A 19,341-nucleotide genomic window follows, 5' to 3' on the forward strand; every position below is an offset into this window, starting at 1 on the left:
CCGGCGGGCCGTACGGGGGCGGGGCCGGTCAGGCCTCGTTGGCGCCCGCGTACATGGCGGTGACCGCGTCGGCGTAGGTCCGCTCGACCACCGGGCGCTTGATCTTCAGGCTCGGGGTGAGCTCGCCGTGCTCGATGTCGAGGTCGCGCGGCAGCAGGTGGAACTTCTTGATCGTCTGCCAGCGCTGGAGGTCGCCGTTGACCCGCTTGACGAAGCCCTCGATCAGCTCGTGGACGGCCGGCTCGACGGCCAGCTCGGCGTAGGACTTCCCGGCCAGGCCGTGCTCGGCGGCCCACGGCAGCAGGACGGCCTCGTCCAGGCCGATCAGCGCGGTGCAGTAGTTGCGGCCGTTGCCGATCACCAGGATGTTGCTGACGAACGGGCAGACCGCCTTGAACTTGCCCTCGACCTCGCTGGGCGCCACGTACTTGCCGCCGGAGGTCTTGAACAGGTCCTTCTTGCGGTCGGTGATCCGCAGGAAGCCGTCCGGGCTGAGCTCGCCGATGTCCTCGGTGTGGAACCAGCCGTCCGGCTCCAGCACCTCGGCGGTCTTCTCCGGCAGGTTGTGGTAGCCGCGCATGACGCCGGGGCCGCGCAGCAGGATCTCGCCGTCCTCGGCGATCCGCACCTCGGTGCCGGGCAGCGGGCGGCCCACGGTGCCGATCCGCACGTCCTCGGCCCGGTTGACGCAGGAGCCGGCGCTGGTCTCGCTCAGGCCGTAGCCCTCCAGGATCGGCACCCCGGCGCCGATGAAGAAGTAGCCGATCTCCGGGGCGAGCGCGGCGCTGCCGGAGACCGCGCCGCGCAGCCGGCCGCCGAAGGCCGCCCGGATCTTCGCGTACACCAGTTTGTCGGCCAGCGCGTGCTGCACCCGCAGGCCGAGCGGGGCGCTCTCGGTGCCGGTGGCGATGCGGCTCTGCTGGACCGCCCGGGCGTGCTCGCGGGCGACCTTGGCCGCCCACAGGAAGATCTTGTACTTGGCGCCGCCCTCGGCCCGGGCCCGGCCCGCGATGCCGTTGTAGACCTTCTCGAAGATGCGCGGCGCGGAGGCCATGATGGTCGGCCGGATCGCGGGCAGGTTGTGGATGATCCGGTCCACCCGGCCGTCCACCGCCATCACGTGCCCGGTGGCGATCTGCCCGGAGATCAGCGTCTTGCCGAACACGTGGGACAGCGGCAGCCACATGAACTGCACGTCGTCGGGGCCCAGCAGGCCGCTGGCCTCCTGCGCCCGGCCCTCGTACGCCCAGCAGTCGTGCACCAGGCGCACGCCCTTGGGGCGGCCGGTGGTGCCGGAGGTGTAGATGAGGGTGGCCAGCTGCTCCTTGCCGAGCCCGTCGACGGCCTTCTCCACGGCGTCCGGGTGCTCCGCCAGGTACCGGGTGCCGCGCTCCTCCAGTTCGGTGAGGGTGAGCAGGTCCAGGCCGCCGGTCTCGGGGGCCTCGGCGGGCGCGTCGAAGAGGATCACGGTGCGCAGTTCGGGCAGCTGGTCGAGCTGCCCGACGGCCTTCGCCAGTTGGGCCTCGTTCTCGGCGAACAGCGCCCGGGAGCCGGAGTCGGAGAGGATGAACGCGGTCTCGTCCGCGTTGGTGCTGGGGTAGACGGTGGTGATCGCGGCGCCCGCGCACATGGCGCCGAGGTCGGCGACGATCCACTCCAGGCGGGTCGAGGAGGCCAGGGCCACCCGGTCCTCGGGCCGGATGCCGAGTGCCATCAGGCCTGCGGCCACCGCCTTGACCCGGACCGCGGTCTGCGCCCAGGTGAGCGAGCGCCACTGCTCGGCGCCGGGCGCGCCGTCGGCGGCCTGCTCGTCCACCGGCGAGGGGTAGCGGTAGGCCTCGGCGTTCGGGGTCAGGGCGACCCGCTCCAGGAACAGGTGGGCGACGGAGGCGGGGCGCCCGGCGACGAGGTCGGGCCTGCCGGAGTCGATCAGGGACTGCGCGGAACTCAACGAGGACCTCCGGTGGCGGGTGGCCGTCTGAGGGATTGTCGCGGCGTCCGTGGGGGCGGTCGCCGGGCCCCCGGTTCACCTGAGCGGTACCGGTCAGTAACAAAGGGGCAATCAGCAGCCTAGGGGGAAACCGGTCATTCCGTAAGGGGGCGGCGCCCGACGGCACGGCCCCGCGCGACCGGTGCCGCACCCCGCCGTTCGGCAAAGGCCCGGCAAACCTCCGGCTCCCGGACGCCGAATGACCTGTACGACGCTACAGAACACCGAGAATTGGGGTGCGAACCCGACCGGCGACGACAAGAGTGTGCTAGTGCTGATCAGACTGCTGAGGGCGTACCTGCGCCCGTACTCCCGACCGATCACCCTGCTGGTGCTGCTCCAGCTGGTGTCCACCCTCGCGGCGCTCTACCTGCCGACGCTCAACGCCGACATCATCGACGACGGCGTGGTCAAGGGCGACACCGGCTACATCCTGCGCGTCGGCGGGGTGATGATCGCGGTCACCGTCCTCCAGGCCCTCTGCTCCATCGGCGCGGTCTACTACGGCGCCCGCACCGCGATGGCCTTCGGCCGGGACGTCCGCGCCGCCGTCTTCGACCGGGTGCAGAGCTTCTCCGCCCGCGAGGTCGGCCAGTTCGGCGCCCCCTCGCTGATCACCCGCACCACCAACGACGTCCAGCAGGTCCAGATGCTCGCCCTGATGAGCTTCACGCTCATGGTCGCCGCGCCGATCATGTGCGTCGGCGGCATCATCATGGCGCTCAACCAGGACGTCCCGCTGTCCGGCCTGCTGCTCGCCGTCATCCCCGTGCTCGGCGTCGTCGTGGTCCTGCTGGTCCGCGCGCTGCGCCCCAGGTTCCGCAGCATGCAGGTACGGATCGACACCGTGAACCGGGTCCTGCGCGAGCAGATCACCGGCATCCGGGTCATCCGCGCCTTCGTCAAGGACGACCAGGAGCAGGCCCGCTTCGCCGACGCCAACGAGGACCTCACCCAGGTCTCCCGCCAGGTCGGCCGGCTGATGTCCATCATGTTCCCCGCCGTCATGCTGGTGGTGAACGTCTCCAGCGTCGCCGTGCTCTGGTTCGGCGCCCACCGCATCGACAGCGGCGCCATGCAGATCGGCGCGCTCACCGCGTTCCTCTCCTACCTGATGCAGATCCTGATGAGCGTCATGATGGCCACCTTCATGTTCATGATGGTGCCGCGCGCCGAGGTCTGCGCCGAGCGCATCCAGGAGGTCCTCGGCACCGACAGCAGCGTCGTCCCGCCCGCCGCCCCCGTCACCGAGGTCCCGCACCGCGGCACCCTGGAACTGCGCGGCGTCGACTTCCGCTACCCCGGCGCCGAGGCCTCGGTGCTGCGCGGCATCGACCTCACCGCCGGCCCCGGCCAGACCACCGCCATCATCGGCTCCACCGGCAGCGGCAAGTCCACCCTGCTCGGCCTCGTCCCCCGGCTCTTCGACGTCACCTCCGGCCGGGTCCTGCTCGACGGCGTGGACGTCCGCGAACTCGCCCCCGCCGCGATCGCCGAGAGCGTCGGCATCGTCCCGCAGAAGCCCTACCTCTTCTCCGGGACCGTCGCCAGCAACCTCCGCTACGGCCGGCCCGACGCCACCGACGAGGAGCTCTGGCACGCCCTGGAGATCGCCCAGGCCAAGGAGTTCGTCGAGAAGCTGCCCGAAGGCCTGGACGCCCCCATCGCCCAGGGCGGCGGCAACGTCTCCGGCGGCCAGCGCCAACGCCTGGCCATCGCCCGGACCCTGGTGCGCCGGCCCTCCGTCTACCTCTTCGACGACTCCTTCTCCGCGCTCGACTACGCCACCGACGCCCGGCTCCGCAAGGCCCTCGCCCGCGAGACCTCCGACGCCACCGTCCTGATCGTCGCCCAGCGGGTGTCCACCATCCGCGACGCCGACCGGATCATCGTCCTCGACGAGGGCGCCGTCGTCGGCAGTGGGACCCACCACGAGCTGATGGCCGACAACCCGACGTACCGGGAGATCGTGCTCTCCCAGCTCACCGAGCAGGAGGCGGCGTGACCACGCCCGGCAACAAGCCCGACCTGACCAAGGGGCCCGCCCCGAGAGGCGCCGCTCCCGAGGACGCCCCGGTGGACGGCGCCCCGAAGGACGCCGCCAAGGACGCCGAACTGCCCAGCGACTCCCAGGCCGCCGCCGCCCGCCGCGGCCCGGCCGGCCCCGGCCGCTTCATGGGCGGCCAGGGCACCGAGAAGTCCATGGACTTCAAGGGCTCCGGCAAGCGCGTCCTCGGCCTGCTGCGCCCCGAACGCAACACCCTGATCGGCGTCCTGGTCCTCGGCGTGCTCGGCATCGGCTGCGCCGTCATCGGCCCCAAGATCCTCGGCGACGCCACCGACCTGATCTTCGCCGGTGTCGTCGGCGCCCGCTTCCAGGCCGGCATGTCCAAGGACCAGGTCATCGACGGGCTGCGCGCCCACGGCGAGGGCGGCGTCGCCGACCTGCTCTCCGCCGTCCACTTCACCCCTGGCCAGGGCATGGACTTCGGCGCCATCGGCACCGTCCTGCTCTGGGTGCTCGGCATCTACCTCGCCTCCGCCGTCTTCGGCATCTTCCAGGGCCGGCTCGCCACCCGGGCCATCCAGGCCGCGAGCTACCGGCTGCGCCAGGACGTCGAGGCCAAGCTCGCCCGGCTGCCGCTCAGCTACTTCGACAAGCAGCCGCGCGGCGAGGTGCTCAGCCGGGTCACCAACGACATCGACAACATCGGCCAGTCCATGCAGCAGACCATGGGACAGGTCGTCAACTCGCTGCTCACCGTGGTCGGCGTGCTCGCGATGATGTTCTGGATCTCCCCGCTGCTCGCCGTGATCGCCCTGGTCTCGGTGCCCGTCTCGGTCGTCGTCGCCACCAGGGTCGGCAAGCGGGCCCAGCCGCAGTTCGTCCAGCAGTGGAAGTCCACCGGCCAACTGAACGCCCACATCGAGGAGATGTACACCGGCCACACCCTGGTCAAGGTGTTCGGGCGCCAGCACGAGTCCGCGGAGACCTTCCGCGAGCACAACGAGGCGCTCTACCACGCCAGCTTCAAGGCCCAGTTCATCTCCGGCATCATCCAGCCCGCGATGATGCTGATCGGCAACCTCCAGTACGTGCTGGTCGCCGTCGTCGGCGGTCTGCGGGTCGCCAGCGGCGCGCTGTCCATCGGTGACGTCCAGGCGTTCATCCAGTACTCGCGGCAGTTCAGCCAGCCGCTCACCCAGGTCGCCAGCATGGCCAACCTGGTGCAGTCCGGCGTCGCCTCCGCCGAGCGCGTCTTCGAGCTGCTGGACGCCCCCGAGCAGAGCGCCGAACCGGCCATGCCGGAACGGCCCGACGTGGTGCGCGGCCGGGTCGCCTTCCAGGACGTGTCCTTCCGCTACGACCCCGAGAAGCCGCTCATCGACGACCTCTCGCTCAAGGTCGAGCCCGGCCAGACCGTCGCCATCGTCGGCCCCACCGGCGCCGGCAAGACCACCCTCGTCAACCTGCTGATGCGGTTCTACGAGGTCAGCTCCGGACGGATCACCCTCGACGGCGTGGACATCGCCGCGATGTCCCGCGAGGAACTGCGCTCCGGCATCGGCATGGTGCTCCAGGACACCTGGCTGTTCGGCGGCAGCATCGCCGACAACATCGCCTACGGCGCCGAGTCGGCCACCCGCGACCAGGTCGTCGAGGCCGCCAGGGCCGCCCACGTCGACCGCTTCGTGCGCACCCTGCCGGACGGCTACGACACCGTCATCGACGACGAGGGCACCAACGTCAGCGCCGGCGAGAAGCAGCTGATCACCATCGCCCGGGCGTTCCTCGCCCAGCCGTCCATCCTGGTCCTGGACGAGGCGACCAGCTCCGTCGACACCCGCACCGAGGTGCTGATCCAGCGGGCCATGGCCCGGCTGCGCACCGGCCGCACCAGCTTCGTCATCGCCCACCGGCTCTCCACCATCCGGGACGCCGACGTGATCCTGGTGATGGAGAACGGCTCGATCGTCGAGCAGGGCTCGCACGACCACCTGATCGCCGCCGACGGCGCCTACGCCCGGCTCTACCAGGCGCAGTTCGCCGAGGCCGTGGCCGAGGTGGACTGACACTCCCCCGAAGACCGTCGGAGAACGCGGGAAGGGCCCGGGCTGATGCCCGGGCCCTTCCCGCGTGTCCGAACGCCTGCCGCCGTTACTTCTTCTCCTTCGGCGCCTCGGCGTCGGTGGACAGCGCGGCGATGAAGGCCTCCTGCGGGACCTCCACGCGGCCGACCATCTTCATCCGCTTCTTGCCTTCCTTCTGCTTCTCCAGCAGCTTCCGCTTACGGGAGATGTCACCGCCGTAGCACTTGGCGAGGACGTCCTTGCGGATCGCGCGGACCGTCTCACGGGCGATCACCCGGGAGCCGATGGCCGCCTGGATCGGCACCTCGAACTGCTGGCGGGGGATGAGCTTCTGGAGCTTGCCCGCCATCATCACGCCGTAGCCGTAGGCCTTGTCCTTGTGGACGATCGCGGAGAAGGCGTCCACCGCGTCGCCGTGCAGCAGGATGTCGACCTTCACCAGCTGGGCGGACTGCTCGCCGATGGGCTCGTAGTCCAGCGAGGCGTAGCCGCGGGTCTTGGACTTCAGCTGGTCGAAGAAGTCGAAGACGATCTCCGCGAGCGGCAGGGTGTAGCGCAGCTCGACCCGGTCCTCGGACAGGTAGTCCATGCCCTGGAGGTTGCCGCGGCGGGACTGGCAGAGCTCCATGATCGCGCCGACGAACTCGTTGGGCGCGAGGATGGTGCCGCGCACCACCGGCTCGAACACCTCGGCGATCTTGCCGGTGGGGAACTCGCTCGGGTTGGTGACGGTGTGCTCGGTGCCGTCCTCCATGACCACCCGGTAGACCACGTTCGGGGCGGTGGAGATCAGGTCGAGGTTGAACTCGCGCTCCAGGCGCTCCCGGATGATCTCCAGGTGCAGCAGGCCGAGGAAGCCGCAGCGGTAGCCGAAGCCGAGCGCGACCGAGGTCTCCGGCTCGTACACCAGCGCGGCGTCGTTGAGCCGCAGCTTGTCGAGGGCGTCGCGCAGCAGCGGGTAGTCCGAGCCGTCCAGCGGGTAGAGGCCGGAGAACACCATCGGGCGCGGGTCCTTGTAGCCGCCGAGCGCCTCGGTGGCGCCCTTGTGCATCGAGGTGATCGTGTCACCGACCTTGGACTGCCGGACGTCCTTCACACCGGTGATGATGTAGCCCACCTCGCCGACGCCGAGGCCGTCGGCGACCTTCGGCTCGGGCGAGATGACGCCGATCTCCAGCAGCTCGTGGGTCGCGCCGGTGGACATCATCGAGATCCGCTCGCGCTTGGTGAGCTGCCCGTCCACCACACGGACGTAGGTGACCACGCCGCGGTAGGAGTCGTACACCGAGTCGAAGATCATCGCGCGGGCCGGGGCGTCCTTGACGCCGACCGGGGCCGGGACGGTGTTGACGATGTGGTCCAGCAGGTCCTCGACGCCCAGGCCGGTCTTGGCGCTGACCTGGAGCACGTCGGAGGGGTCGCAGCCGATGATGTGGGCGATCTCGGCCGCGTACTTCTCCGGCTGGGCGGCCGGCAGGTCGATCTTGTTGAGGACCGGGACGATCGTGAGGTCGTTCTCCAGCGCCAGGTACAGGTTGGCGAGGGTCTGCGCCTCGATGCCCTGGGCCGCGTCGACCACCAGGATGGTGCCCTCGCACGCGGCGAGGGAGCGGGACACCTCGTACGTGAAGTCCACGTGGCCGGGGGTGTCGATCATGTTGAGGATGTGCGTCGTCCCGGCGTTCGGACCGGTCTTCGGCGCCCACGGAAGGCGGACCGCCTGCGACTTGATGGTGATGCCGCGCTCACGCTCGATGTCCATGCGGTCGAGGTACTGGGCACGCATCTGCCGGGGGTCGACGACGCCGGTGATCTGCAGCATCCGGTCTGCGAGCGTCGACTTGCCGTGGTCGATGTGGGCGATGATGCAGAAGTTGCGGATCAGCGCCGGGTCGGTACGGCTGGGCTCTGGCACATTGCTGGGGGTCGCGGGCACCTTGGTCCGATTCTCCGTTGGTCCGGGGCCGGGGGTGTCCGGGTCATCGCTGACCGGTTTCCCGGGGACCGGACGGGCTCGTCCGATCGAAATAGTCCCTGCCATCTTCCCACGACCGCGGGGCGGGCCGCCGTTCGGGCACCCGGGGCCGTCCGGCGCCGCCCTCGCGAGCGGTCGGGGGCGGCCCTCGCGGGCGCCCGGGTTTGGGGCGGGCAGCGGGCCCCTGGTAGCGTGGGCTGCTGCACCCGGCCTCGGCATGCCCTCTCAGCTGGTCCGACGGCCACCGGGTGCGAACCCGTTCAAATCCTTAGACAAGACTGAGGCTCCTTCGTGGCGAACATCAAGTCCCAGATCAAGCGCAACAAGACCAACGAGAAGGCGCGCCTGCGCAACAAGGCCGTCAAGTCCTCGCTGAAGACCGCTCTGCGCAAGGCCCGTGAGGCCGCTGCCGCCGGCGAGACCGAGAAGGCCACCGAGCTGGCCCGCGCCGCCTCCAAGGCGCTGGACAAGGCCGTGAGCAAGGGCGTCATCCACGCCAACCAGGCCGCCAACAAGAAGTCGGCCATCACCAAGCGCGTCAACACCGCCGTCCAGGCCTGACGCCCCGGGGTCTTTCGACCCCCACCGCTTCGGAGCGACCCGGCCCTCTACCCGGACCCCCGAGGCGCGCAAGACTCGCACCGCACGCGGCCTGCGTTCGCCACGCGGGTGCGGTGCACAGAAGCAGTGCGACAGGCGTCGCAGCCGGCCTCTCCCCGAGGCCGCTGCGGCGCCTGTCGCGTTCCGCGGCCCGGCGGCTATCGTCGGTCGGGTCCGACCGGGGTGCGGGGAGCACCTCGGCGCCAGGTCCAGGGGGGAACTTCCATGACGACGCCACCGCCGCCGCAGCCACCGAACGGACCGGGATACGGCTTCCCGCAGCCGCCGAACGGACCGGGGTACGGCTTCCCGCAGCAGCAGCCGGGCGGGGGCGCGCAGCCCGTACCGGGCGCTCCCGGCCCCGCGGGCGCCGGCGGCTTCGGACCGCCGCCGGGGCTGCCCACCGCGCCCGGCCTGCCCGCCGCCCCCGCCCCCGGGCGGAGCGGGAACCTGCGGCGCAACGCCGTCTGGGCGTTCGTCGGCGCGGTGACCGTCTCGATCGGCTGGGCCGCCGCCGTGACGGCCGTCCCCGGCCTGGTCAGCAGCGACTCCTCGCCGCGCGACCTGCGCGGCTACCACCTCTCCGACGACTTCTGCGCCACCGGGAAGCCCACGAAGCTCCTGCAGACCTACTCCGTCTCGGACACCTCCAAGCCGACCCACCACACCGACCGGCACCCGGCGCTGGACAGCATGAACTGCTCGATGTCGCTCAAGCGCACCGGCGGCACCAGCGACAGCGAGTCCGCCACCCTCTACATGCGCGTCGACCTGCACAAGGCGGTCAACCCGGCGCCCGAGCTGGAGGCCAACAAGGAGCTCTACCGGGCCCGCGGCTACCAGGTCACCGACATCGCGGGGCTCGGCGAGGAGGCGTACTTCCTGTACAAGGACGACGGCTCGGACCAGTACCACAGCGTCTACGCCGAACTGGACATCCGCGACGGCGGGATGACGTACTACGTCACCTACTCGGCCGGCTACACCGAGGGCAAGGGCAAGCCGCCGACCAAGGAGGAGCTGCGCACCGCCCTCCAGTCCGACGGGCAGGACACCGTGCGGGCCATGAAGAAGTAGCGCCGGGGCCCGCGGCGCCGGGCCGTCAGTAGGCGGGCCGGGAACCGGCCCGGGAGGCCCGGGCGACGGCGACCACCGCGCGCTCCAGGGCGTACGCCGGGTCGTCCGAGCCGCCCTTGACGGCGGCGTCGGCCTGGGCGATCGCGGTCAGCGCGGTGGCCACCCCGTCGCCCGTCCAGCCGCGCATCTGCTGGCGGACCCGGTCGACCTTCCACGGCGGCATGCCCAGCTCGCGGGCCAGGTCACCCGGGCGCATGTTCCGCCCGGCGCTCGCCAGCCGGCCGATGCTGCGCACGCCGGAGGCCAGCGCGTAGGTGATGCCGGTCGGCGGCTGGCCGACGGCCAGCGCCCAGCGCAGCCGCTCCAGCGCCTCCGCGGCCCGGCCGGTGACCGCCAGGTCGGCGACCTCGAAGCCGGTCGCCTCGGCCCGGCCGCTGTAGTAGCGGGCCACCACCGTCTCGTCGATCGTGCCCTCGACGTCGGAGGTCAGCTGGTTGCAGGCGGCCGCCAGCTCGCGCAGGTCGCTGCCGAGCGCGTCCAGCAGCGCCTGGCAGGCCTCCGGGGTCGCGGAGCGGCCCAGGGTGCGGAACTCGCCCTTGACGAAGGCCAGCCGCTCGCTCGCCTTGGCCAGCTTGGGGCAGGCCACCTCGCGCCCGCCGGCCTTGCGCCCGGCGTCCAGCAGGCCCTTGCCCTTGGCGCCGCCGGCGTGCACCAGCACCATGATCACTTCTTCGGCCGGGGCCTCGATGTACGCCTTGACCTCCTTCACGGAGTCGGCGGAGAGGTCCTGCGCGGCCCGGACCACGATCACCTTGCGCTCGGCGAACAGCGACGGCGTGGTCAGCTCGGCCAGGCTGCCGGGCTGCAGGCCGCCGGGCGGCAGGTCCCGTACGTCGGTGTCCGGGTCCGCCGCCTTCGCCGCCGCCACCACCTGGGCGACCGCGCGGTCCAGCAGCAGCTCCTCCTGGCCGACCGCGAGGGTCAGCGGGGCGAGCAGGTCGTCGGGTGCACTCTTCCTGGCCATCGCCTACCAGCATCCCACGGGCCGCGGACACTCCCGCCCGACGGAGCGGGCGGCCCGACCTGGACAATGTCCGGGTGAGCGAGAACCACACCACCGACCTCCCGGCCGTCGACGACCCGTACGCCCGGCAGCTGCTCGTCCTGCCCGACCGCGACACCGCCGAGGAGGCCGCCGAGGAGCTCGGCGCCGCCCAGCCCGACCTCGGCGAGCTCGAAGTCGTCCGCGACGCGCTCGCGGGCGAGGACGACGCCGAGGACGCCCAGTGGCTGGTCGTGGCCGAGGCCCCGGAGAGCGGCTGGACCCCGGCGCTGCTGCACGCCCTCGACCGCCTCGCGGCCGGCTACGAGGGCTGGCGCGAGGAGGCGTGACGGCCTGAGGGCCCCTGATCAGAGGTGCGGGGACTCGGGCGCGCCCCCGAGCCGCAGCTCGCCGACACCGTCCAGGACCTTCTCCGCCGAGGCGACGTGGCGGCCCGCCGTGACGACGTCGCGCAGGCAGCGGTCGAGCGGGGTGCGCTCGGTGTAGACCGCGGCCGATCCCACGGCGTCGTACAGGAGTTGGACCGCCTCCCGGCAGGCCCGGTGGGCGAACCGGCGGGCCAGCGCCGCCGTGCCGCGCTCCGCCGCCAGGCCCGCCGCCTGGGCCGCCCAGGCCTGCTCCAGCGTGCGGTACACGTAGGCGTCCGCCGCGCCGATCAGCGACTCGGCGTGCGCGAGGTCGGCCCGGACCCCCGGGTAGGGCAGCGCGGTGCGCCGGGCGGAGAGCAGCTCCCGGGCGCCGGCCAGCGCGGCCCGGCCGATCCCCAGCGGCACGCCCGCCATCTTGAGGGCGAGGTTGTCGGCGCGCAGGTGGAGCGGCTCCGCCCGGGTGCCGGACGGCGCCAGGGCGAAGGTGTGCCGCTCCGGGACGAACAGGTCGGCGACCTCGATGTCGTGCGAACCGGTGCCGCGCAGCCCGGTGGTGTGCCAGGTGTCCAGCACCCGGACCTGCGCGGCGTCCAGGACGGCGACCCTCGGGGTGCCCTCCGGGGTCAGGAACCCGGCCAGCACCCGGTCGGCGTGGGTGATCCCGCTGGCGTGGGTCCAGCGGCCGGTCAGCAGGTGGCCGCCGCCGTGCCGGACCGACCGACCGGCCGGCGGCAGCACCGTCGCGGTGATCAGGTCCGGGTCCGGGAACAGCTCGGCGAAGACGTCCTCGGGCAGCGAGACCACGGCCAGCGAGGCGTTCAGCGCGACGGACGCGCACCAGGCGACCGAGGCGTCGCCCTCGGCCAGCAGGTCGATCGCCCGGGTGGTCTCCGGCACGGTCAGCTCGACCCCGCCCAGCCGCGGCGGCAGGGCGGCCCGCAGCAGCCCGGTGGCCTTCAGGCCCGCCAGGACGTCACCGGGGATCCGGCCCAGCCGTTCGGTCTCCGGCGCGGTGGCCGGCAGGCCGGCGGCGTAGCTCCGTACCCGGTCCAGGACCGAGGCGGCGGTGCGGGCCGTCCCGGTGCGGGGCGTACCGGTCCGGGCCGTCCCGGTCCGGGGCGGCAGTTCGAGGGTGGTCATCCGGTCCTCCTGGTTCGGCGGGTGCGGTGGGGTTCTCCGGGGCGGCGGGTCACAGGTCGTTCAACGCCTTGTCGAGCTCGGCCGCCAGGGTCGGGAGGTACGGGGCGCGCATGACGCTGTAGTGGTCGCCGGGCACGTCGACGCTCTCCGCCCGGTCGCCGAGCAGCTCCAGCCACCGCCGGGTGGTGGCCGTGCTGGCCCCGTCCATCGCCCGCAGCAGCCGGACCCGGCCCCGGTACGGGACGGGCCGGTGCTCGGCCAGCGCCCGGCTGAGGCGCAGGAACCGGCCCGCGAGCCGCTCCAGGGTGGCGCCGTCGATCTCCTCCGGCAGGACGCCGGCCCGCCGGGCCCGGGTCAGCAGCTCCTCGACCGGGGAGCCGCCGTCGACCGGCTCGAACTCCTCCGGCCCGGGGTTCCAGTCGTGGCCGGCCAGCCCGGCCAGGTCGCGGGCGAACCGGGCCAGCAGCGCCGGCTCGGCGGCGGGCTCGGTGCGGCCGGGCGGTTCGAGCAGGTCCACGGCCGCGACCAGCTCGACCGCCGCGCCCCGGTCGGTGAGCAGCCGGGCGGTCTCCAGGGCGATCACCCCGCCCATCGACCAGCCGCCGAGCCGGTACGGGCCGTCCGGGAACCGCGCGGTGATCGCGTCGGCGTAGTGCGCGGCCAGTTCGGCCACGGTCCTCGGGGCGGGCTGCGCCCCGGGGTCCGCTTCGGCGTCCGCTTCGGGGTACTGGAGGGCGTGGACCGGCTGGTCCCCGTCCAGCAGGGCGGCGAGCCCGGCGTAGCAGAGCACGTCGCCGCCGACCGGGTGGACCAGGAACAGCGGCGGCCGGGCCCCGGTGCCCCGGACGGTGACCAGGGCCGCCCGGCCCTCGTCCTCGGCCCGCTCGCGCAGCACCCCGGCGAGCGCCTCGACGGTCGGCCGGGCGAGCAGCGTGGCCACCGGCAGCGAGCGGCCGGTGCACTGCCTGATCCGGGCCATCATCCGCACCGCGAGCATGGAGTCGCCGCCGAGGTCGAAGAAGTTCGCCGTGACGTCGAAACCGGCGGGGTCCGGGGCGGCGTCGGCGGGGTCCGGGGCGGCGTCGGAGGGGTCCGGGGCGGTGTCGGCGGTCGCCGCGGGAGTGCCGAAGAACTCGGCCCAGATCCCGGCGAGCAGCCGCTCGGCCGCGTCGCGCGGGGCGACCGCCCCGCCGGGGCGCGGGGCCGCGAGCCCGGGCGAGGGAAGCCGCCGGCGGTCCACCTTGCCGTTGTCGGTCAGCGGCAGCTCCGGCAGCAGGACGATCCGGGCGGGCACCAGGTACCCCGGCAGTTCCCGGCCGAGCGCCGCGCGCAGCTCCTCCTCGGAGGCGTCCGCCACCGCGTAGCCGACGAGCCGTCGCGGGCCGCCGCGCTCGCCCTCGGCCACCACGGCCGCCGCCCGGACGTCCGGCCGGCGCAGCAGCGCCGCCTCGACCTCGCCGAGCTCGATCCGGTGGCCCTGGATCTTCACCTGGAAGTCCGCACGCCCGAGGAACTCGATGTCGCCGTCCGGCAGGTAGCGGCCGAGGTCGCCGGTGCGGTAGAGCCGCTCCCCCGTCACCGGGTGGCGCGGGAAGGCCGCGCGGGTCTTCTCCTCGTCGCCGAGGTAGCCGCGGGCCAGGCCGGTGCCCGCGATGTACAGGTCGCCGGGGACCCAGGCCGGGCGCGGCCGCAGCGCCTCGTCCAGCACATGGAAGCGCTGGTTCCGCATCGGCCGGCCGTACGGGATGCTCGTCCGCTCCGGGTCCACCTCGGTGATCGGGTGCAGGATCGACCAGATCGAGGCCTCGGTCGCACCGCCCAGGCCGACGACCCGCGCGTCCGGCAGGACCGCGGCGACGGCGCCGGGGAGGGTGACGGGGATCCAGTCGCCGCTCATCATCACCAGCCGCAGCGGGAACGGGCCGCCGAGTGCCCGCACGTGCTCGACGAACATCTCCATCAGCGCGGGGACGCTGTTCCAGACCGTCACCCGGTGCCGGGTCACCAGGTCCAGCCAGGCGGCCGGCTCGCGCTGCGCCGGGGCGTCGGGCAGGACCACGGCGCCGCCGACCGCGAGCAGGCCGAACACGTCGTAGACCGAGAGGTCGAAGTTGAACGCCGACAGCGCCAGCACCCGGTCGTCCCCGGTCACGCCGAACCGGTCGTTGACGTCCCGGATCGTGTTGACCGCGCCGGTGTGCTCGATCATCACGCCCTTCGGCACCCCGGTGGAGCCCGAGGTGAAGATGACGTACGCGAGGTCCTCGGGCCGGGCCGGGGAGGGCGGCAGCGGGCCGTCCGCGCCGGTGTCCTCCGGCTCGGTGTCGACGTGCAGCGCGCGGGTGCCGTCCGGCAGGTCGAGCCCGGCCGCGACCGCCGAGCGGGTCAGCACCAGGCCGATCCCGGCGGTCTCCACGATCATCCGCAGGCGGGGGCCGGGCACGGCGGCGTCGACCGGCACGTAGGCGGCCCCGGTCTTGAGGACGGCCAGCGCCGCGACGACCTGCTCCCAGCCCTTGTCCAGCACGATGCCGACCAGCGCGCCCGGGCCGGCGCCGTCGTCGATCAGCCGACGGGCGATCCGGTCGGACCGGCGGTCCACCTCGCGGTAGCTGAGGGTCCGGGCGGCGGTGATGACGGCGGGCGCGTCCGGCCGGGCCGCGGCCTGCCGCAGGAACGCGTCGTGCAGCAGCTCGGCGGGGACGGGGCCGTCGGTGGCGTTGACGGCCCGGCGGACCGCCAGGTCGGCCTCCGGCGCGAGCACGGCCGGCGGGCGGCGCCACGCGCCCTCCTCGCACAGGCCGCGCACCAGGTCCCGGTAGGCCTCCCACATCCCGTCGACGACGCCCTCGGGGAACACCTCCTCCACCACGTCCCAGTTCAGGACCAGCTCCCCGGCCTCCTCCAGGGCCTGGTGGTCGAGCCACACCTGCGGGGTGCGCACCGAGCTGGAGGCCAGCTCGCCGGCGGTGCCGAGCGCGGTCAGCGCGGTGAGCGCCCCGCGCTGCTCCGGGCCGCCGTCGGCGCCGTCGGCGGTGTGGTCGCCGTCATCGCCGTCGCTCCGGGCGGAGAAGCCGATCGTGCTGGTGAAGACCACCGGCATGCCCGCCAGGCCCGTCCCGCCGCGGGTGCGGTTGAGTTCGCGCAGCACCTCGACGCCGCTGACGTGGCCGTGTTCGAGGTCGGCCAGCAGCTGCTCCTGGAGGCGCGCGGCGCCCGCGGCGAAGGCCTCGCCGGGGGCGGCGTCGACCTCCAGCAGGGTGGTGGCGCTGAGGTTGCCGACCACCCGGCCGGCGTCCTCGTGCAGCGGCCGCCGGTGGAACGCCAGCAGGTTGAGCGTGAAGCGCGGCGAGGCGCTCCAGGCGCCCAGCACCTGCGCGTACGCGGCGCACAGCGCGGCCGAGGGCGAGAGGCCCGCCGCCGCGGCGTGCTCCTTGAAGCGTCGCCACGCCCCGGCCCCGACCCGGGCCGTGCGGTGGACGAACTCCGGCCGCCGGGGCGCCGGGCCCGGGCGCAGCGGCAGGGCGGGCGCGGGCGGCAGCGAGTCGACGCGGGCCCGCCAGTAGGCGAGCGACCGCTCGCGCCCCTCGGCGTCCGCCCCGGCGGCGGCGAGCACGTAGTCGCGGTAGGTGACGGCCGGGGCGGGGGTCGCGGGCGCCCCGTGGCGGTAGGCCTGCGCCCACTCCCGGAACAGCAGCCCGGAGCTGCGGCCGTCGATGATCAGCGCGTCGAAGTTGAGGTGCAGCCGGGTGGTGCGGGCGTCGAGCAGGGTGGCCCGGACGTCGAACAGCGGCCAGGCCTCGGTGTCGAAGACCTGGTCCCGCATCTCCCGGTGGATCGCGGCCAGCCGGCGCTCCCGCTCGGCCTGGTCGCAGGCCCGCAGGTCGACGGTGGCGATCCGGTACTCGGGGACCTCGGCGAGCACCCGCTGGTGCCCGTCTCGGGAGACGACCGCGCGGAGCATGTCGTGCCGGTCGACGAGCTGCCGGAAGGAGGCGGCCAGCCGGTCCGGGTCGGTGTCGGTCAGGTCCACCTCGACCAGGAAGGAGGTGGAGACGTTGCCGAGCTCGAAGGCGTCGGTCCGGCCGACCAGGTAGGCCTGCTGGAGGTCGGTGAGCGGGAACGGCTCGTGGCGGGCCGCCGGGTCGGCGACCAGCGCCGTCCCGGGTCGTCGGGCGTCAGCGCCGCTACCGCTGCCGTCGGTGTCGCCGCGTGCGGCCCGGACGGCGTCGGCGATCGCGGTGACGCCGCGGCCGTCCAGCAGGTCGCGCAGCGGCAGGTCCACGCCGAGCCGCCGGGCGAGGGTCTGCCGGATGTCCATCGCGATCAGCGAGTCGACGGCCAGGCGCCGCAGCGGCAGCTCCCGGTCGTCGCCGGTGACGGCCGCGCCGCGCGCCCGGCCGACGATGCCGGCCACCAGCTCGACGACGTCCTCGACGGGTCCCTGCGTCGCGGGCGGCTCCGTCGCGGGCGTCTCCGTCGCGGGCGCGGTGGGCGGCAGGGCGTCCGGCACCGCCTCCAGGCGCACGCCGTCGGCGAGCGCCACCGGCGTACCGTCGGGGCCGACCAGCCGTACCTGCGCGACCAGCGACCCCTCCGGTGCCGGTGCCCCGGCGCGGCGCGGGGCGCCGGTCCAGAGCCAGTAGCGCTCGCGCTGGAACGGGTACCCGGGCAGGCGCACCGGCGGCCCGGCGGGCTCGCCGTGCACGCGCGCCCAGTCGATCCGCGCGCCCCTGGTGTAGAGCGCGCCGAGGCTGTCGAGGAGGGTGCGCCGGGCGTCCTCCCCCGGGCGCAGCGACGGCAGGACCACGGCGTGCCCGGCCGCCCGGACCTCGTCGAGCAGCGGCGAGGCGGGCCCGAGCTCGACGAAGGTGCGGTGGCCGTCCCGCAGCAGCGCGGCGAGGCCGGCGGCGAACCGCTCCGACCCGGCGGCGTCCGGCCCGGCCGTCTCCGGCGCGGCCGCGTTCCGGACCGTACGGGCCGCCACCAGCGCGTCCTCCGGGCTCATCGTGCCCGTCACACACGCGGCCACCAGCTCGCCGGTGCCGTGGCCGAGGACGGCGGCGGGCCGCACGCCCCACGAGCGCCACAGCTCGGCGAGCGCGTAGCCGACCGCGAACGGAGAGAGCCGGCCGCCGGGCGCCTCGGCGCACTGGTCCAGGGCGCGGCGGAAGACCGGCTCGGCCTCGGCCAGGACGGCGACCGCCTCGGCGTCCGGCCCGGCCAGGGGGCCGGTGGCGCCGGTGAGGAGGAACACCGGGCCCCGGCCGCCCTCCGGGGTCCGGGTGCCGACCCGGACGCCGGCCGGCGGCTCCTCCTCCCGGCGGGTCCGCAGGAGGAGGTCCCGCAGCTCGGCGGCCGAGGAGGCGACGGCCGTCAGCCGGTGCGGGAAGTGCGCCCGGCCGAGGCCGGTGGCCCGGCAGACCGCCGCCAAGCCGGACCCGCCGGCCGCGCCCGGCCCGCCATCCGCGCCCGGCCCGTCGCCCGCGAGCAACTCGGTGTAGCGGTCGGTGAGTTCGGCGAGCGCGGCCGGCGACTTGGCGGACAGGGTCAGCAGCCGCGGCCCGCCTGGACCGGCCTCCCCGTCCCCGGTCTCCCCCGCCTCCAAGGCGGCCGGGGCCTCCTCGATGATCACGTGGGCGTTGGTGCCGCTGATGCCCTGCGAGGACACCCCGGCCCGCCTGGGCCCGGCCGTCCCCGGCCAGGCGGCCCGCTCGGCGACCAGCTCGACCGCGCCCGCCGACCAGTCGACGTGCGGGGTGGGCTCGTCCGCGTACAGGGTGGCGGGGAGCGTGCCGTGACGCATCGACAGCACCGTCTTGATCACCCCGGCGACGCCCGCCGCCGCCTGGGAGTGCCCGATGTTGGGCTTCAGCGAGCCCAGCCGCAGCGGCCGGTCCCGGTCCTGCCCGTAGGCGGCCAGCAGGGCGCGCGCCTCGATCGGGTCGCCGAGCTCCGTGCCGGTGCTGCTCGCCTCCACCACCTGGACGTCGCCGGGCGACAGCCGGGCGTCCGCCAGCGCCTGCCGGATGACCCGCTGCTGCGCCGACCCGCTCGGCGCGGTGAAGCCGTTGCTGGCGCCGTCCTGGTTCACCGCGCTGCCGCGCACCACGGCCAGCACCGGGTGGCCGCGCCGCCGCGCGTCCGACAGCCGTTCCAGCAGCAGCACGCCCACGCCCTCGGAGAGCCCGCTGCCGCCGGCCCCGGCCGAGAACGGGCGGCACCGGCCGTCCGGCGCCACGCCCTGCATCCTGGTGAACTCGGTGAACAGCTGCGGGGTGGACATGACCGTCGCCCCGCCCGCCAGCGCCATCGCGCACTCGCCGCCGCGCAGCGACCGGACGGCCAGGTGCAGCGCGACCAGCGAGGACGAACAGGCCGTCTCCACGGTGATCGCCGGACCGCGCAGGCCGAGCGTGTACGAGATCCGGCCGGACGCCGCGCCGCCCACCGCCCCGGTGGTCAGGAAGCCCTCGGCCTCCTCGGGCACCTCGCCGCGCCCCAGCCCGTAATCGAGGTTCGACAGGCCCGCGAATACGCCGGTCTCGGTGTCGCGCACCGACTCCGGGTCGATCCCGGCGTCCTCGAAGGCCCGCCAGGCGGTCTCCAGCAGCAGCCGCTGCTGCGGGTCCATGGCCAGCGCCTCACGCGGGCTGATCCCGAAGAAGCCGGCGTCGAACTCGGCCGCGTCGTACAGGAATCCGCCGGAACCGGTCAGGCTCCGACCGCCGCCCTCGGGGTCGTACAGCCCCTCCTCCCAGCCCCGGTCACGGGGGAACGCGCCGACGCTCTCCCCGCCCTCGGCCAGCAGCCGCCACAGCGCGTCGGGCGAGTCGACCCCGCCCGGGTACCGGCACGCCATGCCGACGATCGCGATCGGCTCCCGCTCCCCCTCCTCCAGCTCGCGCAGGCGCCCGCGCGCCTCGTGCAGGTCGAGGGTGAGGCGCTTGAGGTATCCGAGCAGCTTCTCGTCCGATGCTGATGCCATGACGGATCGGTCCTCCGTGGGGATCTGGTGGGCTCGTGGTCGTAGGGG

General features: G+C 74.0%; 10 protein-coding genes. 5 read left to right on the top strand and 5 right to left on the bottom strand.

Annotated elements, in window-relative coordinates; translation table 11 throughout:
• Positions 1 to 28: 28 nt before the first annotated feature.
• Positions 29 to 1,951 carry an AMP-dependent synthetase/ligase gene (locus tag ACFY4B_RS02370; protein WP_387966259.1) on the bottom strand — a complete coding sequence of 641 codons (1,923 nt, stop codon included), beginning with the start codon at positions 1,949 to 1,951 and terminating at the stop codon, positions 29 to 31.
• A gap of 310 nt (positions 1,952 to 2,261) precedes the next feature.
• Between ACFY4B_RS02370 and ACFY4B_RS02375 the strand changes: the two genes are divergently transcribed.
• Both ACFY4B_RS02375 and ACFY4B_RS02380 read left to right on the top strand, forming a co-directional pair.
• Positions 2,262 to 3,995 carry an ABC transporter ATP-binding protein gene (locus ACFY4B_RS02375; RefSeq protein ID WP_049651919.1) on the top strand — a complete coding sequence of 578 codons (1,734 nt, stop codon included), beginning with the start codon at positions 2,262 to 2,264 and terminating at the stop codon, positions 3,993 to 3,995.
• A gap of 170 nt (positions 3,996 to 4,165) precedes the next feature.
• On the top strand, positions 4,166 to 6,064 hold the full coding sequence (locus tag ACFY4B_RS02380) for an ABC transporter ATP-binding protein (protein WP_074001145.1): 1,899 nt from the start codon (positions 4,166 to 4,168) through the stop codon (positions 6,062 to 6,064).
• An 85-nt stretch (positions 6,065 to 6,149) separates the two neighbouring features.
• Here ACFY4B_RS02380 and lepA read toward each other — a convergent pair whose 3' ends face one another.
• Positions 6,150 to 8,018, bottom strand: coding sequence for a translation elongation factor 4 (gene lepA / locus ACFY4B_RS02385; protein ID WP_063780165.1), 1,869 nt, complete (start codon positions 8,016 to 8,018; stop codon positions 6,150 to 6,152).
• Positions 8,019 to 8,348: 330 nt separating this feature from the next.
• On the opposite strand from lepA, the gene rpsT reads away from it, so the two are divergent.
• The gene (gene rpsT / locus ACFY4B_RS02390) at positions 8,349 to 8,618 is read left to right on the top strand and encodes a 30S ribosomal protein S20 (RefSeq protein ID WP_030309778.1); all 270 of its coding nucleotides are present in this window, start codon (positions 8,349 to 8,351) and stop codon (positions 8,616 to 8,618) included.
• A gap of 264 nt (positions 8,619 to 8,882) precedes the next feature.
• On the top strand, positions 8,883 to 9,734 hold the full coding sequence (locus ACFY4B_RS02395; protein ID WP_181970581.1) for a hypothetical protein: 852 nt from the start codon (positions 8,883 to 8,885) through the stop codon (positions 9,732 to 9,734).
• A 25-nt stretch (positions 9,735 to 9,759) separates the two neighbouring features.
• Here ACFY4B_RS02395 and holA read toward each other — a convergent pair whose 3' ends face one another.
• On the bottom strand, positions 9,760 to 10,758 hold the full coding sequence (holA, locus tag ACFY4B_RS02400) for a DNA polymerase III subunit delta (RefSeq protein WP_375877524.1): 999 nt from the start codon (positions 10,756 to 10,758) through the stop codon (positions 9,760 to 9,762).
• 74 nt (positions 10,759 to 10,832) lie between these two features.
• Here holA and ACFY4B_RS02405 point away from each other — a divergent pair, with 74 nt between their 5' ends.
• Positions 10,833 to 11,126, top strand: a complete 294-nt coding sequence (locus ACFY4B_RS02405; protein ID WP_049657893.1) for a hypothetical protein — start codon at positions 10,833 to 10,835, stop codon at positions 11,124 to 11,126.
• An 18-nt stretch (positions 11,127 to 11,144) separates the two neighbouring features.
• On the opposite strand, the gene ACFY4B_RS02410 is transcribed toward ACFY4B_RS02405, so the two are convergent.
• Positions 11,145 to 12,305 (bottom strand): acyl-CoA dehydrogenase family protein, encoded by a 1,161-nt coding sequence (locus ACFY4B_RS02410; protein ID WP_387966260.1) that lies wholly within the window; start codon positions 12,303 to 12,305, stop codon positions 11,145 to 11,147.
• Positions 12,306 to 12,354: 49 nt separating this feature from the next.
• Positions 12,355 to 19,293 carry an amino acid adenylation domain-containing protein gene (locus tag ACFY4B_RS02415; protein ID WP_387966261.1) on the bottom strand — a complete coding sequence of 2,313 codons (6,939 nt, stop codon included), beginning with the start codon at positions 19,291 to 19,293 and terminating at the stop codon, positions 12,355 to 12,357.
• Between the last annotated feature and the right edge of the window lie 48 nt (positions 19,294 to 19,341).

Source organism: Kitasatospora sp. NPDC001261, assembly GCF_042896795.1.
In the GTDB taxonomy this organism is placed as follows: Bacteria; Actinomycetota; Actinomycetes; order Streptomycetales; family Streptomycetaceae; genus Kitasatospora.

Coding starts and splice junctions, on each gene's coding strand:
- ACFY4B_RS02415 (WP_387966261.1), bottom strand. CDS start 19,293: ATGGCATCAGCATCGGACGAGAAGCTGCTCGGATACCTCAAGCGCCTC.
- ACFY4B_RS02410 (WP_387966260.1), bottom strand. CDS start 12,305: ATGACCACCCTCGAACTGCCGCCCCGGACCGGGACGGCCCGGACCGGT.
- ACFY4B_RS02380 (WP_074001145.1), top strand. CDS start 4,166: ATGGGCGGCCAGGGCACCGAGAAGTCCATGGACTTCAAGGGCTCCGGC.
- holA (WP_375877524.1), bottom strand. CDS start 10,758: ATGGCCAGGAAGAGTGCACCCGACGACCTGCTCGCCCCGCTGACCCTC.
- ACFY4B_RS02395 (WP_181970581.1), top strand. CDS start 8,883: ATGACGACGCCACCGCCGCCGCAGCCACCGAACGGACCGGGATACGGC.